We start from the raw sequence: 17,388 nt of genomic DNA, 5'->3' as shown, positions 1-17,388 counted from the left end.
ACTTAGTCTGGCCGCCACAACCGCGTACAAAGTACCCAAAGGAGGGGATCATGGCGGATCCGATCGTGGTCGCCGAGGGGCTGCGCAAGTCCTTCGGCGACACCCATGCGCTGCGCGGCCTGGACCTGAGCGTCCCGAAAGGAACGGTCTGCGGCGTGCTGGGGCCGAACGGCGCGGGCAAGACGACCGCGGTGCGCATCCTGGCGACCCTGTCCGATCCCGATGCCGGGCACGCCCGCATCGCCGGATACGACGTCGTCCGCGAGGCCGGCAAGGTGCGGGAGAGAATCGGGCTCGCGGGCCAGTACGCCGCCGTGGACGAGAAGCTCACCGGCCGTGGCAACCTGCGCATGTTCGGGCGCCTCTACCACCTGTCCCGGCGCGAGGCGCACCGGCGGGCCGAGGAGTTGCTCGAACGCTTCGGTCTGATGGACGCCGCCGATCGTCAGGTCGCCGGCTACTCCGGCGGTATGCGGCGCCGCCTCGACCTGATCACCAGCCTCATTCTGCGTCCCGAGGTGCTCTTCCTGGACGAGCCGACCACCGGCCTGGACCCGCGCAGCCGCGGCGAGATCTGGGACAGCGTCCGCGAGCTGGTGGCGGACGGCACCACGGTGCTGCTCACCACGCAGTATCTGGACGAGGCCGACCAACTGGCCGACGACATCGCCGTCATCGACCACGGGCAGGTGGTCGCCACGGGCACTCCCGACGAGCTGAAGGCCACGATCGGGGACCGCCTCGACGTCGTTGTCGAAGACCCCGCCGCGCTGCGTCCGGCGGCGACCGTACTGAACGCCCTGGCCGGGACCGATCCCACGATGACGGGCGCCGACCAGCTCAGCGTCGCCCTGCCCGGCGGCGGCCTCCGGCTGGCCGACATCGTGCGCGAGCTGGACCGCGCCGGGGTCGCCGCGGCCGACGTGACGCTGCGCCGCCCCACCCTCGACGAGGTGTTCCTGCGCCTCACCGACCGCAAGGAGACCGTTCGATGACCACATACACCCGCCTGCGGTGGACGTTCACCGACGGGCTGACCCTGGTCGGCCGCGAGCTGGGACGGCTGCGGCAGGATCCCGGGGAACTCGTCGCCGCGCTGATCTTCCCGGCCGTCATGGTGGTGCTGTTCGGATACGTCTTCGGCAGCGCGATCCAGGTGCCTGGCGGCGGCGACTACCGCGAGTACCTCATGCCAGGGCTGTTCTCGATGGTGACCTTCTCGGCGGTGATGGGGGTCATGGCGCGGATGGCCACCGACGCCTCCCGCGGGGTGATGGACCGGTTCCGCTCCATGCCGATGGCGCGGTTGGCGGTGCCGTTCGGGCAGACCGGCGCCGACTCCCTGGTCGGCCTGCTGATGCTGGCCATCATGGTGGGGGCGGGCCTGCTGGTGGGCTGGCAGCCGCACCGCGGCCTGATCCCCACGGCCGAGGCGTTCCTGCTGATGATGGTGCTGCGGTACGCGCTGAGCTGGGTGGGCGTCTATGTGGGCCTGGTGGTGAAGAACGAGCAGCTCGTCGACCAGTTGGTGCCGCTGTTCCTGCCGTTCACGATGCTGTCCAACTCCTTCGTCCCGACCGGCGGCATGCCCGGCTGGCTGCGCTTCCTGGCCGACTGGAACCCGGTCAGCGCGCTCACCGCGGCCTCCAGGGAGCTGTTCGGCAATCCGGGCGTGCCGTCCGGAGACGTGGCCTGGCCGCTCGCGCATCCGGTGGCCGCCGTCCTGCTCTGGTCGGCCGCGCTGCTGGTGGTGTTCGTCCCGCTGTCGCTGCGTGCCTACATGCGCAGGGGACGGTGAAGGCCCGGGCCGGTGGGCCGGACCACCGGCCGCCACTGATCAGCGAACACGACCGCGACGCGGCCGTGCATCGCCTGCAGGAGGCGTACGCCGAAGGGAGGCTCTCGCACGAGGAACTGGACGAAAGCCTCCACCAGGTGCTCACCGCCAAGACGCACAGCGACCTGGCCTCGTTCCCGGAGGAGAACGAGTCCACGATTGCCGCCGTCAGCGGACGGATCCGGCGGCGCGGCGTATGGCGGGTACCACGGATCCTCAAGGTCGAGTCCGCACTCGGAAGGGTGCATCTGGACCTGTCGCGGGCGGTCATCGAGCATCCGGTGGTCGACATCGAGGTGCACCTCGGCACCGGCAACGCCAGGATCACGGTGCCTCGCGACGCGATCGTCGACGTCGAGGATCTGCGCACCGGGTGGAAGGACCCGCTCTACAAGACCCGGCGGCGCTCCCGACCCGGCGGGCCGATGATCCGGATCTCTGGGACCATGGGGTTAGGCCGGTTGAAGATCCGCCACGCGCGGCGTTGAGATCCGAGTGTGGATGGCGCGGCCGACCCAGGACCTGTGAGGAAAGGACCGGCATGTTTCCCCCTATCGAGCCCTACGACCACGGTCACCTCGACACCGGCGACGGTCACCTCGTCTACTGGGAGGTTTGCGGCAACCCCGAGGGCAAGCCCGCGCTGGTCGTCCACGGCGGCCCGGGATCGGGCTGCACGCCTGGCCAGCGCCGCGCCTTCGACCCCGAGCGCTACAAGATCATCCTGTTCGACCAGCGCAACTGCGGCAGGAGCCTGCCGCACGCCAGCGACCCCGCCACGGACCTGAGCGCCAACACCACCCACCACCTCGTCGCCGACATAGAGCGGCTGCGCGAGCACCTCGGCGTGGACAGGTGGCTGCTGTACGGCGGGTCGTGGGGCTCCACGCTGATGCTCGCCTACGCCGAGGCCCATCCTTCGCGTGTGTCGGAAATGGTGTTGATCGGGGTGACCATGACGCGGCGCTCGGAGACCGAATGGCTCTACAAGGGCGTGGGCCGCTTCTTCCCCGAGCAGTGGCAGCGCTTCAGGGAAGGTGTGCCCGAGGCCGACCGCGACGGCGACCTGCTGTCGGCCTACTCCCGGCTGCTGGTCGACCCGGACCCCGAGGTGCGGGCCAAGGCCGTCCACGACTGGGTCACGTGGGAGGACACGGTGATCTCTCTCGAGGTCAACGGCAAGCCGAACGCCTACAGCGATGGGCCGCCCGCCGCGTTGGCGGCCTTCGTCAGGATCTGCGCGCACTACTTCTCCAACCATGCCTGGCTGGAGGAGGGCGTCCTGCTGCGCGACGCGCACCGGCTGGCCGGCATCCCGGCCGTGCTCATCCACGGCCGCTTCGACCTGGGCGGGCCGCTGGAGACGGCGTGGGAGCTGGCCCAGGCCTGGCCCGACGCGCGGCTCGTCGTGGTCGAGGACTCCGGGCACACCGGCAGCGACACCATGCGTAAGGAGATTCAGGCGGCCCTGGAGTCCTTCGCCGGCCGATAATCCGGCGGCGCCTACCTATGCCGCCCCCGCCGCCTCGATGCCGTCCAGCAGGACGGTCAGCCCCGACCTGAACGCCTGCCGCGCCGCCCGCTCCAGGTACGGCTCGCCGGCATCGGGCGGTGGCGAGGCCTCGCCACCGCCGCTCTCCAGCCAGTGCGCCATGGGGAACCGTTCGGCGAAGTCGGGCGCGACCTGCAGCAGCAGCGTCGAGCGCGCCTGCCACCACTCCTCGTCCGACATCCCCGTCTGTGAGGGCGCCTGCCGCGCCTCGGCGATCGTCCTGGCCGCGCCGCGCACCACGTCGAACAGGGCGGGCACGATCCCGCGCAGCACCTGCGGCGGCAGGCCCGTCGCGGCGAGGATCCGCGCGAGCGTGTCCAGCATCGCGAACTCGTTGGGCCCGAGCACCGGCCTGGCCTGCGACACCTGCAGCACCCACGGGTGGCGCACGTGGAAGTCGCAGCTGTCGCCCGCCCACCGGGTCAGCGCCGCCCGCCAGCCGTCCGACAGGTCGTAGCCGGTGGGCAGCTGCGCCAGCGCCCTGTCGTACATGAGGTCGACGAGCTCACCCTTGTTCGGCACGTAGGTGTAGAGCGCCATCGCCGTACGGCCGAGCCGCTCGCCCACGGTGCGCATCGACAGCGCCGCCATCCCCACCTCGTCGGCCACCGCGATCGCGGTGTCCACGATGAGGTCGACGCTCAGCCCCGGCTTCGGGCCGGGCTTGGCCCTGGGCTCGCTCCCCGCGCGCCACAGCAGCGCCATCGAGCCCTGCCCCGCGTACACCGTCACGCTGCGACTCCTCAACTCTTTAGGGCATAAGGATATCGCCGGCGCCATGCGGGGCCGGTAGATCCGCAAACCTCGCTTATCACCACATATCAGCGCATAGTCACCGAGGGAAGGGGCAGGTCTCCTCCTGCCAGGCGGAACACAACGCTGGAGGGGGGAACCTGAGCCATGAATCCTGACGATTGGAGAAGGGGACTGGTCGACGCTTGGACGGCGACCGCCACCTTCGTGCCCAAGTTCATCGCGTTCCTGGTCATCCTGCTGATCGGCTGGCTGATCGCCAAGCTGTTGCACAAGGTCGTGGACAAGGGGCTGGAGCGCATCGGGTTCGACCGGTGGGTCGAGCGCGGCGGCATCGGCCGGATGATGGAGCGCAGCCGCTACGACGCGTCGGATCTCATCGCGAAGCTCGTGTACTACGCGGTGCTGCTGATCACGCTGCAGGTCTCGTTCTCGGTGTTCGGGCCCAACCCGATCAGCGCGCTGCTCGGCGGCGTGGTGGCCTGGCTGCCCAAGGCCGCGGTCGCGATCATCATCATCGTCGTGGCGGCCGCGATCGCGAACGCGGTCAAGGACATCATCAGCTCCGCGCTCGGCGGGCTGTCCTACGGCCGCCTGCTCGCCACGATCGCGCAGGTGTTCATCATCGCCCTCGGCGTGATCGCCGCGCTCAACCAGGTCGAGATCGCCACCACCGTCACCATGCCGGTGCTGGTCGCGTTCCTGGCCGCGGTGGCCGGCATCCTCATCGTCGGTGTCGGCGGCGGCCTGGTCAGGCCGATGCAGCAGCGCTGGGAAGGTTGGCTCAACCGGGCGGAGGCCGAGACCGGCGCCATCCGCACGGAGTCGGCGGCCTACGACAGGGGGCGCCAGGACGCCATGGCAGGCGCCGAGGCGCCCGCTCCGGCCACGGCTCCCGCCGCCACGGCGCGGCCGGGCACGCCCGAGTCAGCGCGGCCCGCACAGCCCACGCGTCCGACGCAACCGACGCAGGGCGGCGGCTACCAGTCCCGCCCGGGTGAGGCGCCGCCCCTTTAAAACCGCGGCGGTCAGGTGCTCGGCGCGGGGGCGAGCATCAGGCACACCGCACTCATCCGCAGCGTCGCGAAATCGAGAGGGTGGCCGGGCTCTGGGGCCCGCCACCCTTTCTCGTGCGCGCCGTCCCAGAAGCCGATCAGGTAGCTGAGCAGCGCCGTATGGCCCACCTGCTCGCCGATGGAACGGATCGCGTGCCGTATGGCGGCCACATGCTGGTCGAGGAGCGCGCCCACACCGGGATGTTCGGCGGGCAGCTCGAGCACCCAATGCGCGAACTCCGCTCGAACCCGCTCAACCCATGCAAGATCAGACACTGGACGCCTCGAATGTTTGCCGTACCGTTGCTCCGTCAACCATAAACGGTGACGAGAGCAGAAACTATTTGCCACAGTCGAAGCGCATCTGAAAGAAATTGACGGGTGATCCGCGTCGAGAAATTGACCAAGGTCTTCCGCCGCCCCCGCACCTTCACCGGCCCCTTTGGGGCGTTACGCACGCTGGTCACTCGCCAGTACGAGGAGAAGACCGCCGTCGACGACGTCAGCTTCCAGATCGACGAGGGCGAGGTCATCGGCTACCTCGGACCGAACGGTGCCGGTAAGTCCACCACCATCAAGATCCTCACCGGCATCCTCACCCCGACGAGCGGCACCGTAGAGGTCAACGGCCTGGTGCCCTGGCGCAACCGCTCGGCCAACGCACGCAACGTCGGCGTGGTCTTCGGCCAGCGCAGCCAACTGTGGTGGGACTTACCGTTGATCGAGTCCCTGCGACTGGTGGGCTCCCTCTACGATGTTCCCACCCCGCGCTTCGAGACGTCGCTGAAGAAGCTGCGCGACCTGCTCGGGCTCGACGAGTTCCTCGACACTCCAGTGCGCCAGCTCAGCCTGGGCCAACGGATGCGCGGCGACCTGGCCGCAGCCGTGCTGTACGAACCCCCGCTCCTCTACCTCGACGAGCCGACCGTCGGGCTGGACGTGCTGGCCAAGGAGGCCGTGCGCGAGTTCATAGTCGAGACCAACCGCGTCGGGCGCACCACCGTCATCCTGACCACCCACGATCTGGCCGACGTCGAAGCCCTGTGCAAGCGGATCATCCTCATCGACCACGGCAAAGTGCTCTTCGATGGCGCTATCGATGCCCTGGTCAACGAGCCCCGGCGGCTGGTGGTCACGCTGGAATCCGAGCCGGAGGAGGTGCGCGGCGTGCCACGGGACGCCGAGGGCCGCTACGTCCTCGAGATACACGACGACCTGCCGGGCATGATCGCGTCGATCGCCGCCGAACACACCATCCGCGACCTGTCGATCGAGGAACCCGACCTGGAGAGCGTGATCAAAGGGATCTACACCCGATGACACGCATCGGCTTCCGCCTCGCCCTGGCCTACCGCAGCAACATCACCATCACCTGCGTCACGCTGGTCGCCCAGGTGTTCCTCCTGCGCATGATCTGGACCTCGGTGTACGGCTCGCGCCCCTCGGCCGCCGGGCTCACGCTGGACGCGCTGCTTGCCTACCTCACCTTGGCCAACCTGCAGGCATTCGCCACCCATACCGTCGTCGCCCGCACCATGCACGACCGCATCCGCACCGGCATGGTCTTCTTCGACCTGGCCCGGCCGGTCGGCTACCTGAGGCAGATGGCCGCCTTCCAGGTCGGCAACACCTTGGGCGGGCTGCTGCTACTCGCCCCGGTCATCCCGGTGGTCCTCCTGGTCGGCTCTATCACCGTGCCGGTCAACGGCCTCGGCTACCTGATCACTCTGGCACTCGGATACGTGATTGCCGTGCAGCTGGCGCTGCTGATCAGCCTGATCGGCTTCTGGACGATGGAGAGCGGGGCCATCTCGCTGCTCTACCGGCTCGTCAGCCAGTTCTTCGCCGGGACGATGGTGCCGCTCGCCTTCTTTCCCGGCTTCCTCGGCGTGTTGGCCGAGATACTGCCCTTCAAGTACATGGGCTACGTGCCCGCGGCCATCTACGTCGGACACATCTCCGACGTCTCAGGCCCTGTCCTGGTCGAGGTTGGCTGGATCGCGGGGCTGGGCGGCTTGCTCGTGCTGACCTGGTCCCGGGCTCTCCGAAGGGTGGTGATCCAGGGTGGATGAGGTCTTCCGTTCCCTGCGCCTGTACGTCCTGCTGCAGCGCGCCTCCGCCCGCGGGGCCATGCAGTACCGCCTGAACACCGTGGTCGGCATCCTCAGCGGCGCGATCTGGCAGGGCACCGGGTTCGCCTTCATCTGGGTGGTGATGCACACCTTCCCCTCGTTGGCAGGCTGGGGCCTGGCAGAGATCGCCTTCCTGTACGGCATGCGCCTGACCGCCCACGCCCTGGCGATGATTCCCCTGATGAGCGTGAACGACATCCAATGGGTGGTACGCAACGGGGAGTTCGACCGCTTCCTACTACGCCCGCTCAACCCCCTCGTCCAGCTCATGGGCAACAGAATGGGCATCGCCCAGTTCGGCGACTTGCTCGTGGGCGCCGGGCTGCTCATCGTCGCCGGCCAGAACGCGCAGATCCAGTGGAACGCCTGGATCATCACCTTCTGCTTCCTGGCGATCGTCGGCGGCGCTCTCATCGAGGCCGCCTTCTTCCTCGCGCTGTGCTCATTGGCGCTACGCATGATCGACACCTTCGCCCTGCGCGTCTTCGTCGACGACGTCTTCAGCAAGTTCGGGTCCTACCCGATGAAGATCTTCGGAGGCGTGACCGAGTGGCTGCTCACCTTCGTGCTGCCGGTCGCCTTCGTGGCGTACGTACCCGCGAGCGTCGTGCTGGGCAAGCTGGACACCCCCTGGGCGCTGGCCGCCCCGCTGCTGGGCGTAGTGCTGGTCGCGCTGGCCTACCTCATGTGGAGACGTCAGCTTGACCACTACCAAAGCGTCGGTCATTAAGCCCAGTCAAGAAATCCTCACACCGGGAGTGATCGGCTCCGAGGAGTAGCTCATCCGAGGGTCATATCCGGGGGCGGCGGCGACGGGGGGCTGGCAGTCCACAGCGCTGCCGGACCAACTCCTCCAGCGCCACGTTGATCAGATCGGCCGGGTTGCCCTTGGTCTGCACCGCGGAACGAATGGCTTGCTTGGCCACCGCCCGCACCACCTCGTACTTCACGCCCAGACGCTCGCGCAAGAACTGCCGGTGCCGCTTGGCCGTGCGACCCGCATCGGTCTCCGCGACGATCGCGTCCGCCAACTCCAGCACGTGTCGTGCTGGGCAAGACCGTCATGCCGCTCGCCTACGCCAGCCCGCTGCTGGGTGTGGCGCTGTTCGCGGTGGCCTACCGGATCTGGGCCGGGCAACTGCGCCACTACCAGAGCGCCGGGACCTAGCGTGCCGAACTCACCGGCGTGACAGCGCCGCGGTAGTGCGCTGCGAGGCCGTTCTCCGACGATCGGATGGCGACGACGTGGAGGACAAGATGAACGATGACATGGACCGGGCCGGGTGGCCGGGCTGGCCGTACACAAGATCCTCGCAAGGGAGGTGCGGGCATGATCGAGTCCGCGGCTGGCGTCGCCGAGCTGGGCGCCATCCTGGGGGTCTGGGCGCACCCGGACGACGAGGCCTACCTGGCCGGCGGTCTGATGGCGATGGCTCGTGACCACGGATCGCGGGTGGTGTGCGTGACCGCGACCCGCGGCGAACTCGGCACGGCCCACCCGGGGCAATGGCCGCCGCGTCGACTGGCCGTCGCGCGCACCGGCGAGCTGGCACGCTGCCTGGAGATCCTCGGCGTCACCGAGCACCACTGGCTCGGCTACCGGGACGGGCGGTGCGCGGCGGTCCGCACGCCCGACGCGGTCGCTCGGCTGCGCGAGCTCATCGAACAGGTTCGCCCGGACACCGTGCTGACCTTCGGCCCTGACGGCATCACCGGTCACCCCGACCATCAGGCGGTCTCGGCCTGGACCACCGCGGCGTTCGACCGCGCCGCCCCGTCGGGGGCGCGCTTGCTGTATGCCACCTTCGCGGAACGGCGGGCACCGCGCTGGAGCGCGCTCAACGAGAGCCTGGGCATCTTCGCGCAGGGATACCCGATCATGACGCCCGCCCATCGGCTGGCGGTCGACCTCGTGCTGGACGCGGAAACGGCGGCCCGCAAGGTCCGCGCCCTGATGGCCCAGGAGACCCAGACGGGCGCGCTCATCGCGGGCATGGGCGTCGGCCGCTTCACGGCCTGGGTCGGCGACGAGTCGTTCGCCGGGCGGCAGTGATCATGATCGGGTGAGGTTCCGCTCGATCGCCTGCCGCGCCAGCTCGAGGACGGCGGCCCGGCTGGGGATCGGGGTCGAGGGCGCGTCCGCGGCGTGCGCGGGAGAATCGGTGCGGTGGTCCACGGCGCCGGGGGAGCGGTCGGTGGCGGGGCGGTCTTCGGCTGGGCGGGAGCGGTCCACGGCGGGCGCGTCGGGAGCCCGGTCGGCCGCGGCGTCGATCAGTGCCGCCGGCTCGTCGTCGCCGAGCCGGCGCAGCAGGTCGGCGAGGTTGCGCAGGGTGACCCACAGGTGAGTCCAGTTGCCGTTGCGGGCGAAGTAGTCGATGACGTCGCGGTAGCCGCCCAGCGCCTCGTGGACGCGTCCGGCGGCGGCGCGCACTGAAAGGAGCCCGACGGTCGCGATGCCGACCAGAAAGGTCGCGCCCGAGGTGCGGGCCAGGTCGATGGCACGGACGTAGTGCCGTTCGGCCTGCTCGCTGTGGCCCGCGTAGCTCTCGATCTCCCCGGCGACGTAGGCGCCCCACGAGAGCATCGAGGGCGCCGCCGCCGCGGCCAGCCCCCGGTCGTTCAGTCTGCGCGCCGCGTCGAGATCGCCCGCGTAGGCCGTCGCGAGGGCGGCGATCCCGAGGCTCTCCCGGTGCGGGCCGGCCAGGACGGCCGCGGCGAGGGCATGCTCGACCACGTCGCCGTAGGCGCCGCGAGCCAGGTCGGCCACCGACAGCGCCGACAGGCACTGCCACGATCCGGTGGTCTCTTCCAGTCCGGTACGGGCGAGCCGGTCGGCCCGGCGGTAGTCGCCTCGGTGGTAGGCGGCTTCGGCCGCGGTGCCGAGCACCGCGCTCGCCCGCGGATGGGTGGCGAGCGCCGTGTCGTCGGCCAGTTCCTCCGCCCAGTCCCGAATCTCGACGAGATCGCGGTAGGAGACCGCGTCGAACATCGAGATGACCATCGCCGCCGCGTCGTCCAGACGTCCCCGGCCGCGGGCCAGCCGCCACGCGGCCCGCAGGTTCGGCAGTTCGCGGCGCAGGACGGCGTCGGCCTCGGGTTCCCGCTCGGTGGCCATGGCGGTGTCGATCCACGCGGTCAGTTCGACGGCCCACCGCACCAGGCGCTCGGCCGCGGCCTTGTCCTCGCCGGCCGCCGCGAGCCGGTCCAGCCCGAATGCCCGCAGTGTCTCCAGCAGGCGGTACCGGGTGGCCCCCTCGAAGGAGGCGTCGATCATGGAGGCGTCGACGAGGCGGGCCAGAGCGCTGCCGGGGTCGCTGTCCAGGCCCAGGTCGGTGGCGAGCCGCTCGGCGTCGTCGAGGCCGACACCGTCGACGAAGACCGACAGGTGCCGGAACAGCCGCCGCTCGTCCTCCGTGAGGAGCCGGTAGGACCACTCGAGGGTCGCGCGCAGCGTCCGGTGCCGGGACTCCGCGCTGGGCCTGCCACCAGCGAGCAGGTCGAGCGAGCGGTCGAGGCGGCCACGCAGATCGGCGAGGGAGAACGTGGACAGCCGCCCGGCGGCCAGTTCGATGGCCAGCGGCATCCCGTCGAGCCGCTGCACGATGTCGGCGACCGTACGCAACTCCGCCGGCGTGGGCGGCGGACCGGGGCGGACCCGGCGGGCCCGGTCCAGGAAGAGCGCCACGGACGGATCCCGCGCGAGCGGACCCAGCCTGAAGACGTACTCGGCGGCCAGGCCGAGAGGTTCACGGCTGGTGGCCAGCAAGGAGAGGGCGGGACACGAGGAGAGGATCACCTCCACCGCGTCGCGCATGCCGTCGAGCAGGTGTTCACAGTTGTCGATCACCAGCAGGCCGGGGTGGTCGCCCAGCACGGCGACGCAGGCCGACAGCACGTCGCCATGGTCGACCTTGAGGTTCAGGGCCGCCGCCAGCGCGTGCGGGATGGCGGCGGGATCGGTGACCGGTGCGAGCAGCAGTACCGTCGCCGTGCCGCTCTGTGTCGCGCCCTGCCGCGCGACCTCCAGGGCCACCCTGGTCTTGCCGACGCCGCCGGGCCCCACGAGCGTGACCAGACGCTCGGCCCCGAGCAGCCGGCGCAGGGCCGCGACCTGCGACTCGCGGCCGATCAGCTGGGTGGTGGGCAGGCCGGGCACCTCGGGCCTGGTGATCACCGTACCGGCGATGCCGCCGATGATGTCGCGCTCGAGCTCGCCCAGCGCGGGCGTCGGATCGAGGCCGGTCTCGTCGACCAGCCGGTGCCGGTACTCCCGTCCGACGCGCAGGGCCTCCGCGGCTTGCCCGGTCGCCGCCAGCGCCCGCATGTGCAGGAGGGCCGCGGGCTCGCGCAGGGGGTCGGCGGCCGACGACGCGGCGGCCAGGCTCAGGATCCCCTCGGCCTGTCCTGCCGCGATGCCGCCGGCGATCAGCGCGTCGGTCACGTCGCGGCGCAGTTGCGCGTACTCCTCGACGGCGGTGGCGATGGGGACGACGTCGGTCAGGTCGGCGAGAACCGGCCCCCGCCACAGCCCGTGCGCCTCCCGCAACAGCGAGAAGGCGTCGGCGGGGTCCCGGCGGGCCGTCGCGAGCAACGCTCGCGCCTGTGCCACGTCCAGTTCGTCGCGCCCGAGCGCGAGCCGGTAACCGTCCTGCCGCGTCTCCAACCGGGCCGCCGCCGAGCCGAGGTGCCCACGCAGCCGGGAGACATGGTTGTGCAGGGCTTGACGCCCTGATTCGGGCACCTCCGACGGCCACAGCGCGTCCACGAGGTGATCAACTGTCACGATCCGGCCCTCGGCGAGCGCGAGCAGCGCGAGCACCGCACGCCGCTTCGGACCTGGCACATCCACAAGGCCGCCGTCGACAAGGAGCCGCAGCGGCCCGAGCACCTCCACCCGAACCGGCGGCGGCAGGCGCCCGACTGTCATGACACCCCCCGTGTCCAGCCTGTTAGCACGACGATAGCCGGTGCGAGGGCCGTGACAGGCCGCCCGCCGACCCTTGCTGTTGTGACCGGCACCAGCCGGTCGGACACCAAGGAGAGCGAGGTGAACGCGTTCCTGGGCCGGTTCGTGAGCGATCTGGCGGCGACCGAAGCCGCCGGCTCGGTCGTGATCGGCCACCGGCTCGGCCTGTACCGCGCGCTCGCGCAGGGCCCCGCGACGCCCGGGCAGTTCGCCGAGCGCACCGGGTGCCACCCGCGCTACCTCACCGAGTGGCTGCGCGGACAGGCCGCCGGCGGGTACGTCGGCTACGAGCCGGAGACCGGCCAGTTCGCGCTGACCGAGGAGCAGGCGTTCTGCCTGGCCGACCCGAACGGCCCCAACCTGCCGGCGGCGTTCCTCATCGCACTGGGAATGCTGCGCGCCGAACCGCGCATCACCGAGGCGTTCCGCACCGGAGCGGGCTTCGGCTGGCACGAGCACGACGAGGACGTCTTCGTCGGCTGCGACGCGTTCTTCCGGCCCGGCTACGTGGCCGAGCTGATCCCCAACTGGATCCCGGCGCTGGACGGGGTCGAGGCCAAGCTCATCGACGGGGCGCGGGTCGCCGATCTCGGCTGTGGCCTCGGCTCGTCGTCGATCCTCCTCGCCGAGGCCTACCCGCGTACCACGGTCGTCGGCTCCGACTACCACGCCGAGTCGATCGAGTTGGCGCGCGAGAAGGCCGCGCAGGCCGGGCTCACCGACCGGGTCGGCTTCGAGGCGGCCACCGCGCAGACCTTCACCGGGACGGACTACGACCTGGTGACGATGTTCGACTGCCTGCACGACATGGGCGACCCGCTCGGGGCGGCCCGGCGGGTACGGCAGGCGCTGGCTCCGGACGGCACGTGGCTTCTGGTGGAGCCGCTCGCCTCCGACCGCGTCGAGGAGAACTTCAACCCGGTCGGGCGGCTGTACTACAGCGCCTCCACGTTCCTGTGCGTGCCCAACGGCCTGTCCCAGCCGGGCGGCTACGCGCTGGGCGCGCAGGCCGGTGAGGCGGCGATCCGCGAGGTGGTCACGGAGGCGGGCTTCACCCGTTTCCGGCGGGCCGCCCAGACTCCGTTCAACATCGTCTACGAGATCCGGCCATGAGGCGGCGGGGCTAGCTCCTGCCGTTGCGTCGCAGCACGTCGACGGCATGGACGGTGATGGCGCCCCGCCAGTCCAGCGCGCCCGCGGGGGAGATGGTCGCGTAGTCGACCGTCCAGCCGCCGTCCTCCTGCTGCAGGGCGGCCAGCCGGTCGAGGTCGGCGTCCACCGCCTCCTTGGCGAACAGCCTGCGCGACGGCAGGTCAGGGTAGGGCGAGAAGTCGAGCGGGCGCAGCTTCTCCTCGGCCGTGCCGCCCTCGACGTGCAGCTCGCCGTCCGGCGGGAGGAACGTGCCCAGCTTGTCCAGCAGCTCGGCGTGCTGGGGCTGGGCGTCGAGGAAGCGGATCGCGAAGGCCAGCACGTAGGCGTGCGGCCGCTCCCGCAACGACGCGATCGCCTCCAGGCAGTAGGCGCTCGCGCGGGCCAGCCACGGATGCCTGGCGACCACGCTGTCCCGCGCGGCCGTCCGCCACGCGGCAGCCGCCGTCACCGCCGTGATCTGCAGCGACGACGTCGTGGGGTCCGCACCTTGCCACCACGGCGCGGTGGCGGTCTCGACGGTCAGCGGCAGCGCGAACGGCAGCCCGCCGTCGGGCAGCGTCACCGCCTCCAGCCAGTCGCACAGCTCGGCCGCCTGCCGGCTGGGCGCATGCTCGAACACCTCGAAGGCGTGCAGCGCCGCTCCGGGCTGGCTCTCCGGCGAGCGCAGGTCGGGTTCGAGCCCCCATCCGTAGCCGCCGTCGTCGTTGCGGTAGCCCTCCAGCGCGGCCAGGGCGGCCTCGGGCGAGCCCGCGCCGGTCAGCAGCTCGAAACGGCGGCGGTCGAGCAGCCGCGCGTGACCGGCCATGAACGCGGAAATCCTGTCGATATCCATGACCTCATCCTTCCCGCCCCACGACCTGTGGTCTTGTCGATATCGGACGGCGGTCACGCCGGGTACGCGTGGGTCTCCGTGGCCTTGACCGATGCCCAGATCGCCTGGCCGGGCGTCAGGTCGAGGTCGGCGACGGCGGCCGGGGTGATGTCGGCGAACGCGGTGATCGGCCCGTCGAGATGGACGCGGACGTTGTCGCCGTGCCGTTCGATGCCCTCGATGCGGCCCTGCCACAGGTTGCGCGGGCTGCCGTCGGGACGTGAGCGGTACAGGGCGAGCGCGGCGGGCGGGAAGGCGACGAACGCGGGCCCGTCGAGCTCCTCGGTGGTGTTGAACGGCAGCTCGCCGACCGTGACCTGGTGCCCGCTGGCCACGCCGCGGTAGAAGTTGAGGCCGACCAGGCGGGCGACGTAGTCGGTGCGCGGCCTGCGGGCCACCTCGGCGGGCGCGCCGTCCTGCACGATGGCGCCGTTCTCGATGACGACGAGCCGGTCGGCCAGCACCATCGCGTCGAGCGGGTCGTGGGTGACCAGGACAGTGGCGCCGTCGAAGTCGGCCAGGTGGTGGCGCAGCTGGGTGCGGATCTCCAGCCTGGTGTGGGCGTCGAGGGCCGCGAGGGGCTCATCGAGCAGCAGCAGGCGGGGCCGTACGGCCAGCGCCCTGGCCAGCGCGACGCGCTGGGCCTGGCCGCCGGACAGCTGGCGGGGCCTGGCCGTGGCGTGCCCGGCCAGGCCCACGCGCTCCAGCCACGCGCGTGCCGTACGGCGGGACTCGGCCTTGCCCTCGCCGCGGCAGCGCAGCCCGAAGGCGACGTTGTCGAGGGCGGACAGATGAGGGAAGAGCAGGTAGTCCTGGAAGACCATGCCGATCGGCCGGTGTTCGACGGCCACGCCGTGCAGCGGCCGGTCGTCGAGCGTGATGTGTCCGCCGGCCGACAGGCCGGTGAGGCCCGCCAGGGCGCGCAGGGCGGTGGTCTTGCCCGCGCCGTTGGGCCCGAGCAGGGCGACGACCTCCCCGGCCTCGACGTCGAGCGCGATGTCGAGGCCGAAGGCCGCCCTGGTGACGACCAGGCGCGCGCGCAGCGTCATGGGCTGCTCACCCACCTGTCGCGCAGGCTGGCCAGGATGACGACGGAGACGGCGAGCAGGACGAGGCTGAGCACGATGGCCGCCTCAGGCTCGGTCTCCAGCGCCAGGTAGACCGCCAGCGGCATGGTCCTGGTGGTGCCGGGGAAGTTGCCGGCGAAGGTGATCGTGGCGCCGAACTCGCCCAGCGCCCTGGCCCAGCACAGCACCGCCCCCGCCACGACGCCCGGCATGATCAGCGGCAGGGTGACGCGGCGGAAGATGGTCCAGCGGGAGGCGCCGAGCGTGGCCGCGGCCTCCTCGAAGCGCAGGTCGGCGGCGCGCAGCGCACCCTCGACGCTGATGACGAGAAACGGCATCGCCACGAACGCCTCGGCGATGACCACGCCCGCCGTGGTGAAGGGCAGCGTGATGCCGAACGTGGCGTCGAGCCACTGGCCGATCAGGCCGCGCCGGCCCAGCACCAGCAGCAGCGCGACGCCGCCGACCACGGGCGGCAGCACCAGCGGCACGGTGACCAGGGCGCGCACCAGCCGCCGGCCGGGGAAGGAGACCCTGGCCAGCAGCCACGCCAGCGGCACGCCGAACAGCAGGCACGCGGCCGTGGCAATCGTCGAGGTCACCAGCGACAGCCGCAGCGCCTCCAGCACCTGCGGCTCGGCCAGCCGTTCGAGCAGTGTCGGCCACGGCGTGCGGACCAGCAGCCCGGCCAGCGGCAGCACCAGGAAGGCGAGGCCGAGCACCGCGGGGACCACCAGCAGCCATGGCGGGCGGCCGGTGCTCCCGCCTCGTTCGGGTGGCGCGGTGGTGGGCGTCATCGCGGTCAGGGTGCCTCGAATCCGGCCTTGGTCAGTACGGCCGTGCCCTGCGCCGACGCCACCAGGTCGGCGAACTGCTTGGCCGGGCCGGGCGCGGGCGCCTTGGACAGCACCGCGATCGGATAGTCGTTGATCGCCTGGTCGGCCTCGGGGAAGGTGATGCCCCGCACCTTGCCCGCCGCGGCGATCACGTCGGTCCGGTAGACGAGGGCGGCGTCGACCTCGCCGAGCTCGACCTTGGTAAGGGTGGCCTTGACGTCCTGTTCGAGCGTGACGGGTGTGACCTTCAGCCCGGCTGCCGCCAGGGCCTTGGCCGCGGCGGCGCCGCACGGCACCTGCTCGGCGCACAGTGCGACCTTGACCTTCGGGTCGGTCAGGTCCTTCAGGTCGTCGACCTTGGCCGGGTTGCCGGCGGGCACGGCGATCTCCAGTTTGTTGCGCGCGAACGTGGCCGGCGCGCCCGCCAGGCCCGCGTCGGTGACGGTCTTCATGGTGGCGGGGCTGGCGGCGGCGAACACGTCCGCGGGCGCGCCCGCGGTGATCTGCTGGGCCAGCGTGGCGCTGGAGCCGAAGTTCAGCTTCACCGTCGTGCCCGGGTGGGCCGCCTCGAAGGCCTTGCCGAGCTCGGTGAACGTGCCGGTCAGCGACGCGGCCGCGAACACCGTGACCGTCGTGGTTCTCTCGCCCTCGCTGCCGGCCGTACCGCAGCCGGACAGGCCCGCGAGGGCCACGACGAGGGGGAGGGCCATGGCCCACCTGGATTGACGCCTGAGCACCGAGGACTCCTTACTGACTCACAGTGCGAGTGTGGTCGGGGATCTCCACGACGACGTTGGTGGACTTGATCACGGCCACCGCCACCACGCCCACCTGCAGGTCGAGCTCGTCGGCGGCCTGGCGGCTCATCAGCGACACCACCCGGTACGGCCCGGCGGCGATCTCCACCTGGGCCATCACCGCGTCCCTGATGACCTCGGTCACGATGCCGCGGAAGCGGTTACGCGCCGAGGACACGCCCGAGCCGTCCTCCGCCTCGATCTGGGCGCGGGCGAAGGCGGCCAGCTCGGCGCCCTTCACCCGGCGGTGGCCGTGCTCGTCCCGCTCGGCCGCCAGCCGTCCCGCGTCCACCCATCGGCGCACGGTGTCGGCGCTCACCCCGAGCAGGGCGGCGGCCTCGCTGATCCGAAACGTCGTCACAAGCACTCA

At 71.1% G+C, this 17,388-nt stretch carries 20 protein-coding genes; 11 read left to right on the top strand and 9 right to left on the bottom strand.

The annotated features are described in order from the left end of the window. Nucleotides 1–50 precede the first annotated feature (50 nt). From ACFXJ8_RS34110 to pip, 4 genes are read left to right on the top strand one after another with little or no spacing between them, the layout of a single operon-like run. The gene (locus ACFXJ8_RS34110) at nucleotides 51–995 is read left to right on the top strand and encodes an ATP-binding cassette domain-containing protein (protein ID WP_379648118.1); all 945 of its coding nucleotides are present in this window, start codon (nucleotides 51–53) and stop codon (nucleotides 993–995) included. Continuing rightward, nucleotides 992–1,798 carry an ABC transporter permease gene (locus ACFXJ8_RS34105; RefSeq protein WP_379648117.1) on the top strand — a complete coding sequence of 269 codons (807 nt, stop codon included), beginning with the start codon at nucleotides 992–994 and terminating at the stop codon, nucleotides 1,796–1,798. The genes ACFXJ8_RS34110 and ACFXJ8_RS34105 overlap by 4 nt, the downstream gene beginning before the upstream one ends. Beyond that, nucleotides 1,795–2,325: a DUF1707 domain-containing protein gene (locus tag ACFXJ8_RS34100; protein ID WP_379648116.1), complete on the top strand. Its 531-nt coding sequence runs from the start codon at nucleotides 1,795–1,797 to the stop codon at nucleotides 2,323–2,325. Before ACFXJ8_RS34105 ends, ACFXJ8_RS34100 begins: the two co-directional genes overlap by 4 nt. A 53-nt stretch (nucleotides 2,326–2,378) precedes the next feature. Then, nucleotides 2,379–3,329 carry a prolyl aminopeptidase gene (gene pip, locus ACFXJ8_RS34095; protein ID WP_379648115.1) on the top strand — a complete coding sequence of 317 codons (951 nt, stop codon included), beginning with the start codon at nucleotides 2,379–2,381 and terminating at the stop codon, nucleotides 3,327–3,329. A 15-nt stretch (nucleotides 3,330–3,344) separates the two neighbouring features. Here pip and ACFXJ8_RS34090 read toward each other — a convergent pair whose 3' ends face one another. Further along, the gene (locus ACFXJ8_RS34090) at nucleotides 3,345–4,121 is read right to left on the bottom strand and encodes a TetR/AcrR family transcriptional regulator (RefSeq protein WP_379648114.1); all 777 of its coding nucleotides are present in this window, start codon (nucleotides 4,119–4,121) and stop codon (nucleotides 3,345–3,347) included. 168 nt (nucleotides 4,122–4,289) lie between these two features. On the opposite strand from ACFXJ8_RS34090, the gene ACFXJ8_RS34085 reads away from it, so the two are divergent. Next, the gene (locus tag ACFXJ8_RS34085) at nucleotides 4,290–5,159 is read left to right on the top strand and encodes a hypothetical protein (RefSeq protein WP_379648113.1); all 870 of its coding nucleotides are present in this window, start codon (nucleotides 4,290–4,292) and stop codon (nucleotides 5,157–5,159) included. A gap of 11 nt (nucleotides 5,160–5,170) precedes the next feature. On the opposite strand, the gene ACFXJ8_RS34080 is transcribed toward ACFXJ8_RS34085, so the two are convergent. Continuing rightward, entirely contained in the window at nucleotides 5,171–5,422 is a 252-nt protein-coding gene (locus tag ACFXJ8_RS34080; RefSeq protein WP_379648112.1) for a DUF6401 family natural product biosynthesis protein, read from the bottom strand. A gap of 156 nt (nucleotides 5,423–5,578) precedes the next feature. Here ACFXJ8_RS34080 and ACFXJ8_RS34075 point away from each other — a divergent pair, with 156 nt between their 5' ends. From ACFXJ8_RS34075 to ACFXJ8_RS34065, 3 genes are read left to right on the top strand one after another with little or no spacing between them, the layout of a single operon-like run. Then, the gene (locus ACFXJ8_RS34075) at nucleotides 5,579–6,517 is read left to right on the top strand and encodes an ATP-binding cassette domain-containing protein (RefSeq protein ID WP_379648111.1); all 939 of its coding nucleotides are present in this window, start codon (nucleotides 5,579–5,581) and stop codon (nucleotides 6,515–6,517) included. Continuing rightward, nucleotides 6,514–7,269, top strand: a complete 756-nt coding sequence (locus ACFXJ8_RS34070) for an ABC transporter permease (protein WP_379648110.1) — start codon at nucleotides 6,514–6,516, stop codon at nucleotides 7,267–7,269. Before ACFXJ8_RS34075 ends, ACFXJ8_RS34070 begins: the two co-directional genes overlap by 4 nt. Continuing rightward, entirely contained in the window at nucleotides 7,262–8,059 is a 798-nt protein-coding gene (locus tag ACFXJ8_RS34065; RefSeq protein WP_379648109.1) for an ABC transporter permease, read from the top strand. The genes ACFXJ8_RS34070 and ACFXJ8_RS34065 overlap by 8 nt, the downstream gene beginning before the upstream one ends. Nucleotides 8,060–8,120: 61 nt before the next feature. Here ACFXJ8_RS34065 and ACFXJ8_RS34060 read toward each other — a convergent pair whose 3' ends face one another. Next, nucleotides 8,121–8,369, bottom strand: a complete 249-nt coding sequence (locus ACFXJ8_RS34060) for a hypothetical protein (RefSeq protein ID WP_379648108.1) — start codon at nucleotides 8,367–8,369, stop codon at nucleotides 8,121–8,123. A gap of 5 nt (nucleotides 8,370–8,374) precedes the next feature. Between ACFXJ8_RS34060 and ACFXJ8_RS34055 the strand changes: the two genes are divergently transcribed. Next, on the top strand, nucleotides 8,375–8,497 hold the full coding sequence (locus ACFXJ8_RS34055) for a hypothetical protein (RefSeq protein ID WP_379648107.1): 123 nt from the start codon (nucleotides 8,375–8,377) through the stop codon (nucleotides 8,495–8,497). A 162-nt stretch (nucleotides 8,498–8,659) separates the two neighbouring features. Further along, nucleotides 8,660–9,382, top strand: coding sequence for a PIG-L deacetylase family protein (locus tag ACFXJ8_RS34050; protein ID WP_379648106.1), 723 nt, complete (start codon nucleotides 8,660–8,662; stop codon nucleotides 9,380–9,382). Here ACFXJ8_RS34050 and ACFXJ8_RS34045 read toward each other — a convergent pair whose 3' ends face one another. Beyond that, the gene (locus ACFXJ8_RS34045; protein WP_379648105.1) at nucleotides 9,383–12,256 is read right to left on the bottom strand and encodes a BTAD domain-containing putative transcriptional regulator; all 2,874 of its coding nucleotides are present in this window, start codon (nucleotides 12,254–12,256) and stop codon (nucleotides 9,383–9,385) included. A gap of 81 nt (nucleotides 12,257–12,337) precedes the next feature. On the opposite strand from ACFXJ8_RS34045, the gene ACFXJ8_RS34040 reads away from it, so the two are divergent. Then, nucleotides 12,338–13,408, top strand: coding sequence for a class I SAM-dependent methyltransferase (locus tag ACFXJ8_RS34040; RefSeq protein ID WP_379648104.1), 1,071 nt, complete (start codon nucleotides 12,338–12,340; stop codon nucleotides 13,406–13,408). Nucleotides 13,409–13,418: 10 nt separating this feature from the next. Here ACFXJ8_RS34040 and ACFXJ8_RS34035 read toward each other — a convergent pair whose 3' ends face one another. From ACFXJ8_RS34035 to ACFXJ8_RS34015, 5 genes are read right to left on the bottom strand one after another with little or no spacing between them, the layout of a single operon-like run. Beyond that, nucleotides 13,419–14,279 carry a hypothetical protein gene (locus tag ACFXJ8_RS34035; protein ID WP_379648103.1) on the bottom strand — a complete coding sequence of 287 codons (861 nt, stop codon included), beginning with the start codon at nucleotides 14,277–14,279 and terminating at the stop codon, nucleotides 13,419–13,421. Between the two features lie 53 nt (nucleotides 14,280–14,332). Further along, entirely contained in the window at nucleotides 14,333–15,367 is a 1,035-nt protein-coding gene (locus ACFXJ8_RS34030) for an ABC transporter ATP-binding protein (protein ID WP_379648102.1), read from the bottom strand. Continuing rightward, entirely contained in the window at nucleotides 15,364–16,182 is an 819-nt protein-coding gene (locus tag ACFXJ8_RS34025; protein ID WP_379648101.1) for an ABC transporter permease, read from the bottom strand. The genes ACFXJ8_RS34030 and ACFXJ8_RS34025 overlap by 4 nt, the downstream gene beginning before the upstream one ends. 5 nt (nucleotides 16,183–16,187) lie before the next feature. After that, nucleotides 16,188–16,958, bottom strand: a complete 771-nt coding sequence (gene modA / locus ACFXJ8_RS34020; protein ID WP_379648100.1) for a molybdate ABC transporter substrate-binding protein — start codon at nucleotides 16,956–16,958, stop codon at nucleotides 16,188–16,190. A 10-nt stretch (nucleotides 16,959–16,968) separates the two neighbouring features. Beyond that, nucleotides 16,969–17,379: a molybdopterin-binding protein gene (locus ACFXJ8_RS34015; RefSeq protein WP_379648099.1), complete on the bottom strand. Its 411-nt coding sequence runs from the start codon at nucleotides 17,377–17,379 to the stop codon at nucleotides 16,969–16,971. Nucleotides 17,380–17,388 lie beyond the last annotated feature (9 nt).

The organism is Nonomuraea sp. NPDC059194, from assembly GCF_042754765.1.
In the GTDB taxonomy this organism is placed as follows: Bacteria; Actinomycetota; Actinomycetes; order Streptosporangiales; family Streptosporangiaceae; genus Nonomuraea.
This window is presented reverse-complemented; position numbering and strand designations above follow the sequence as displayed.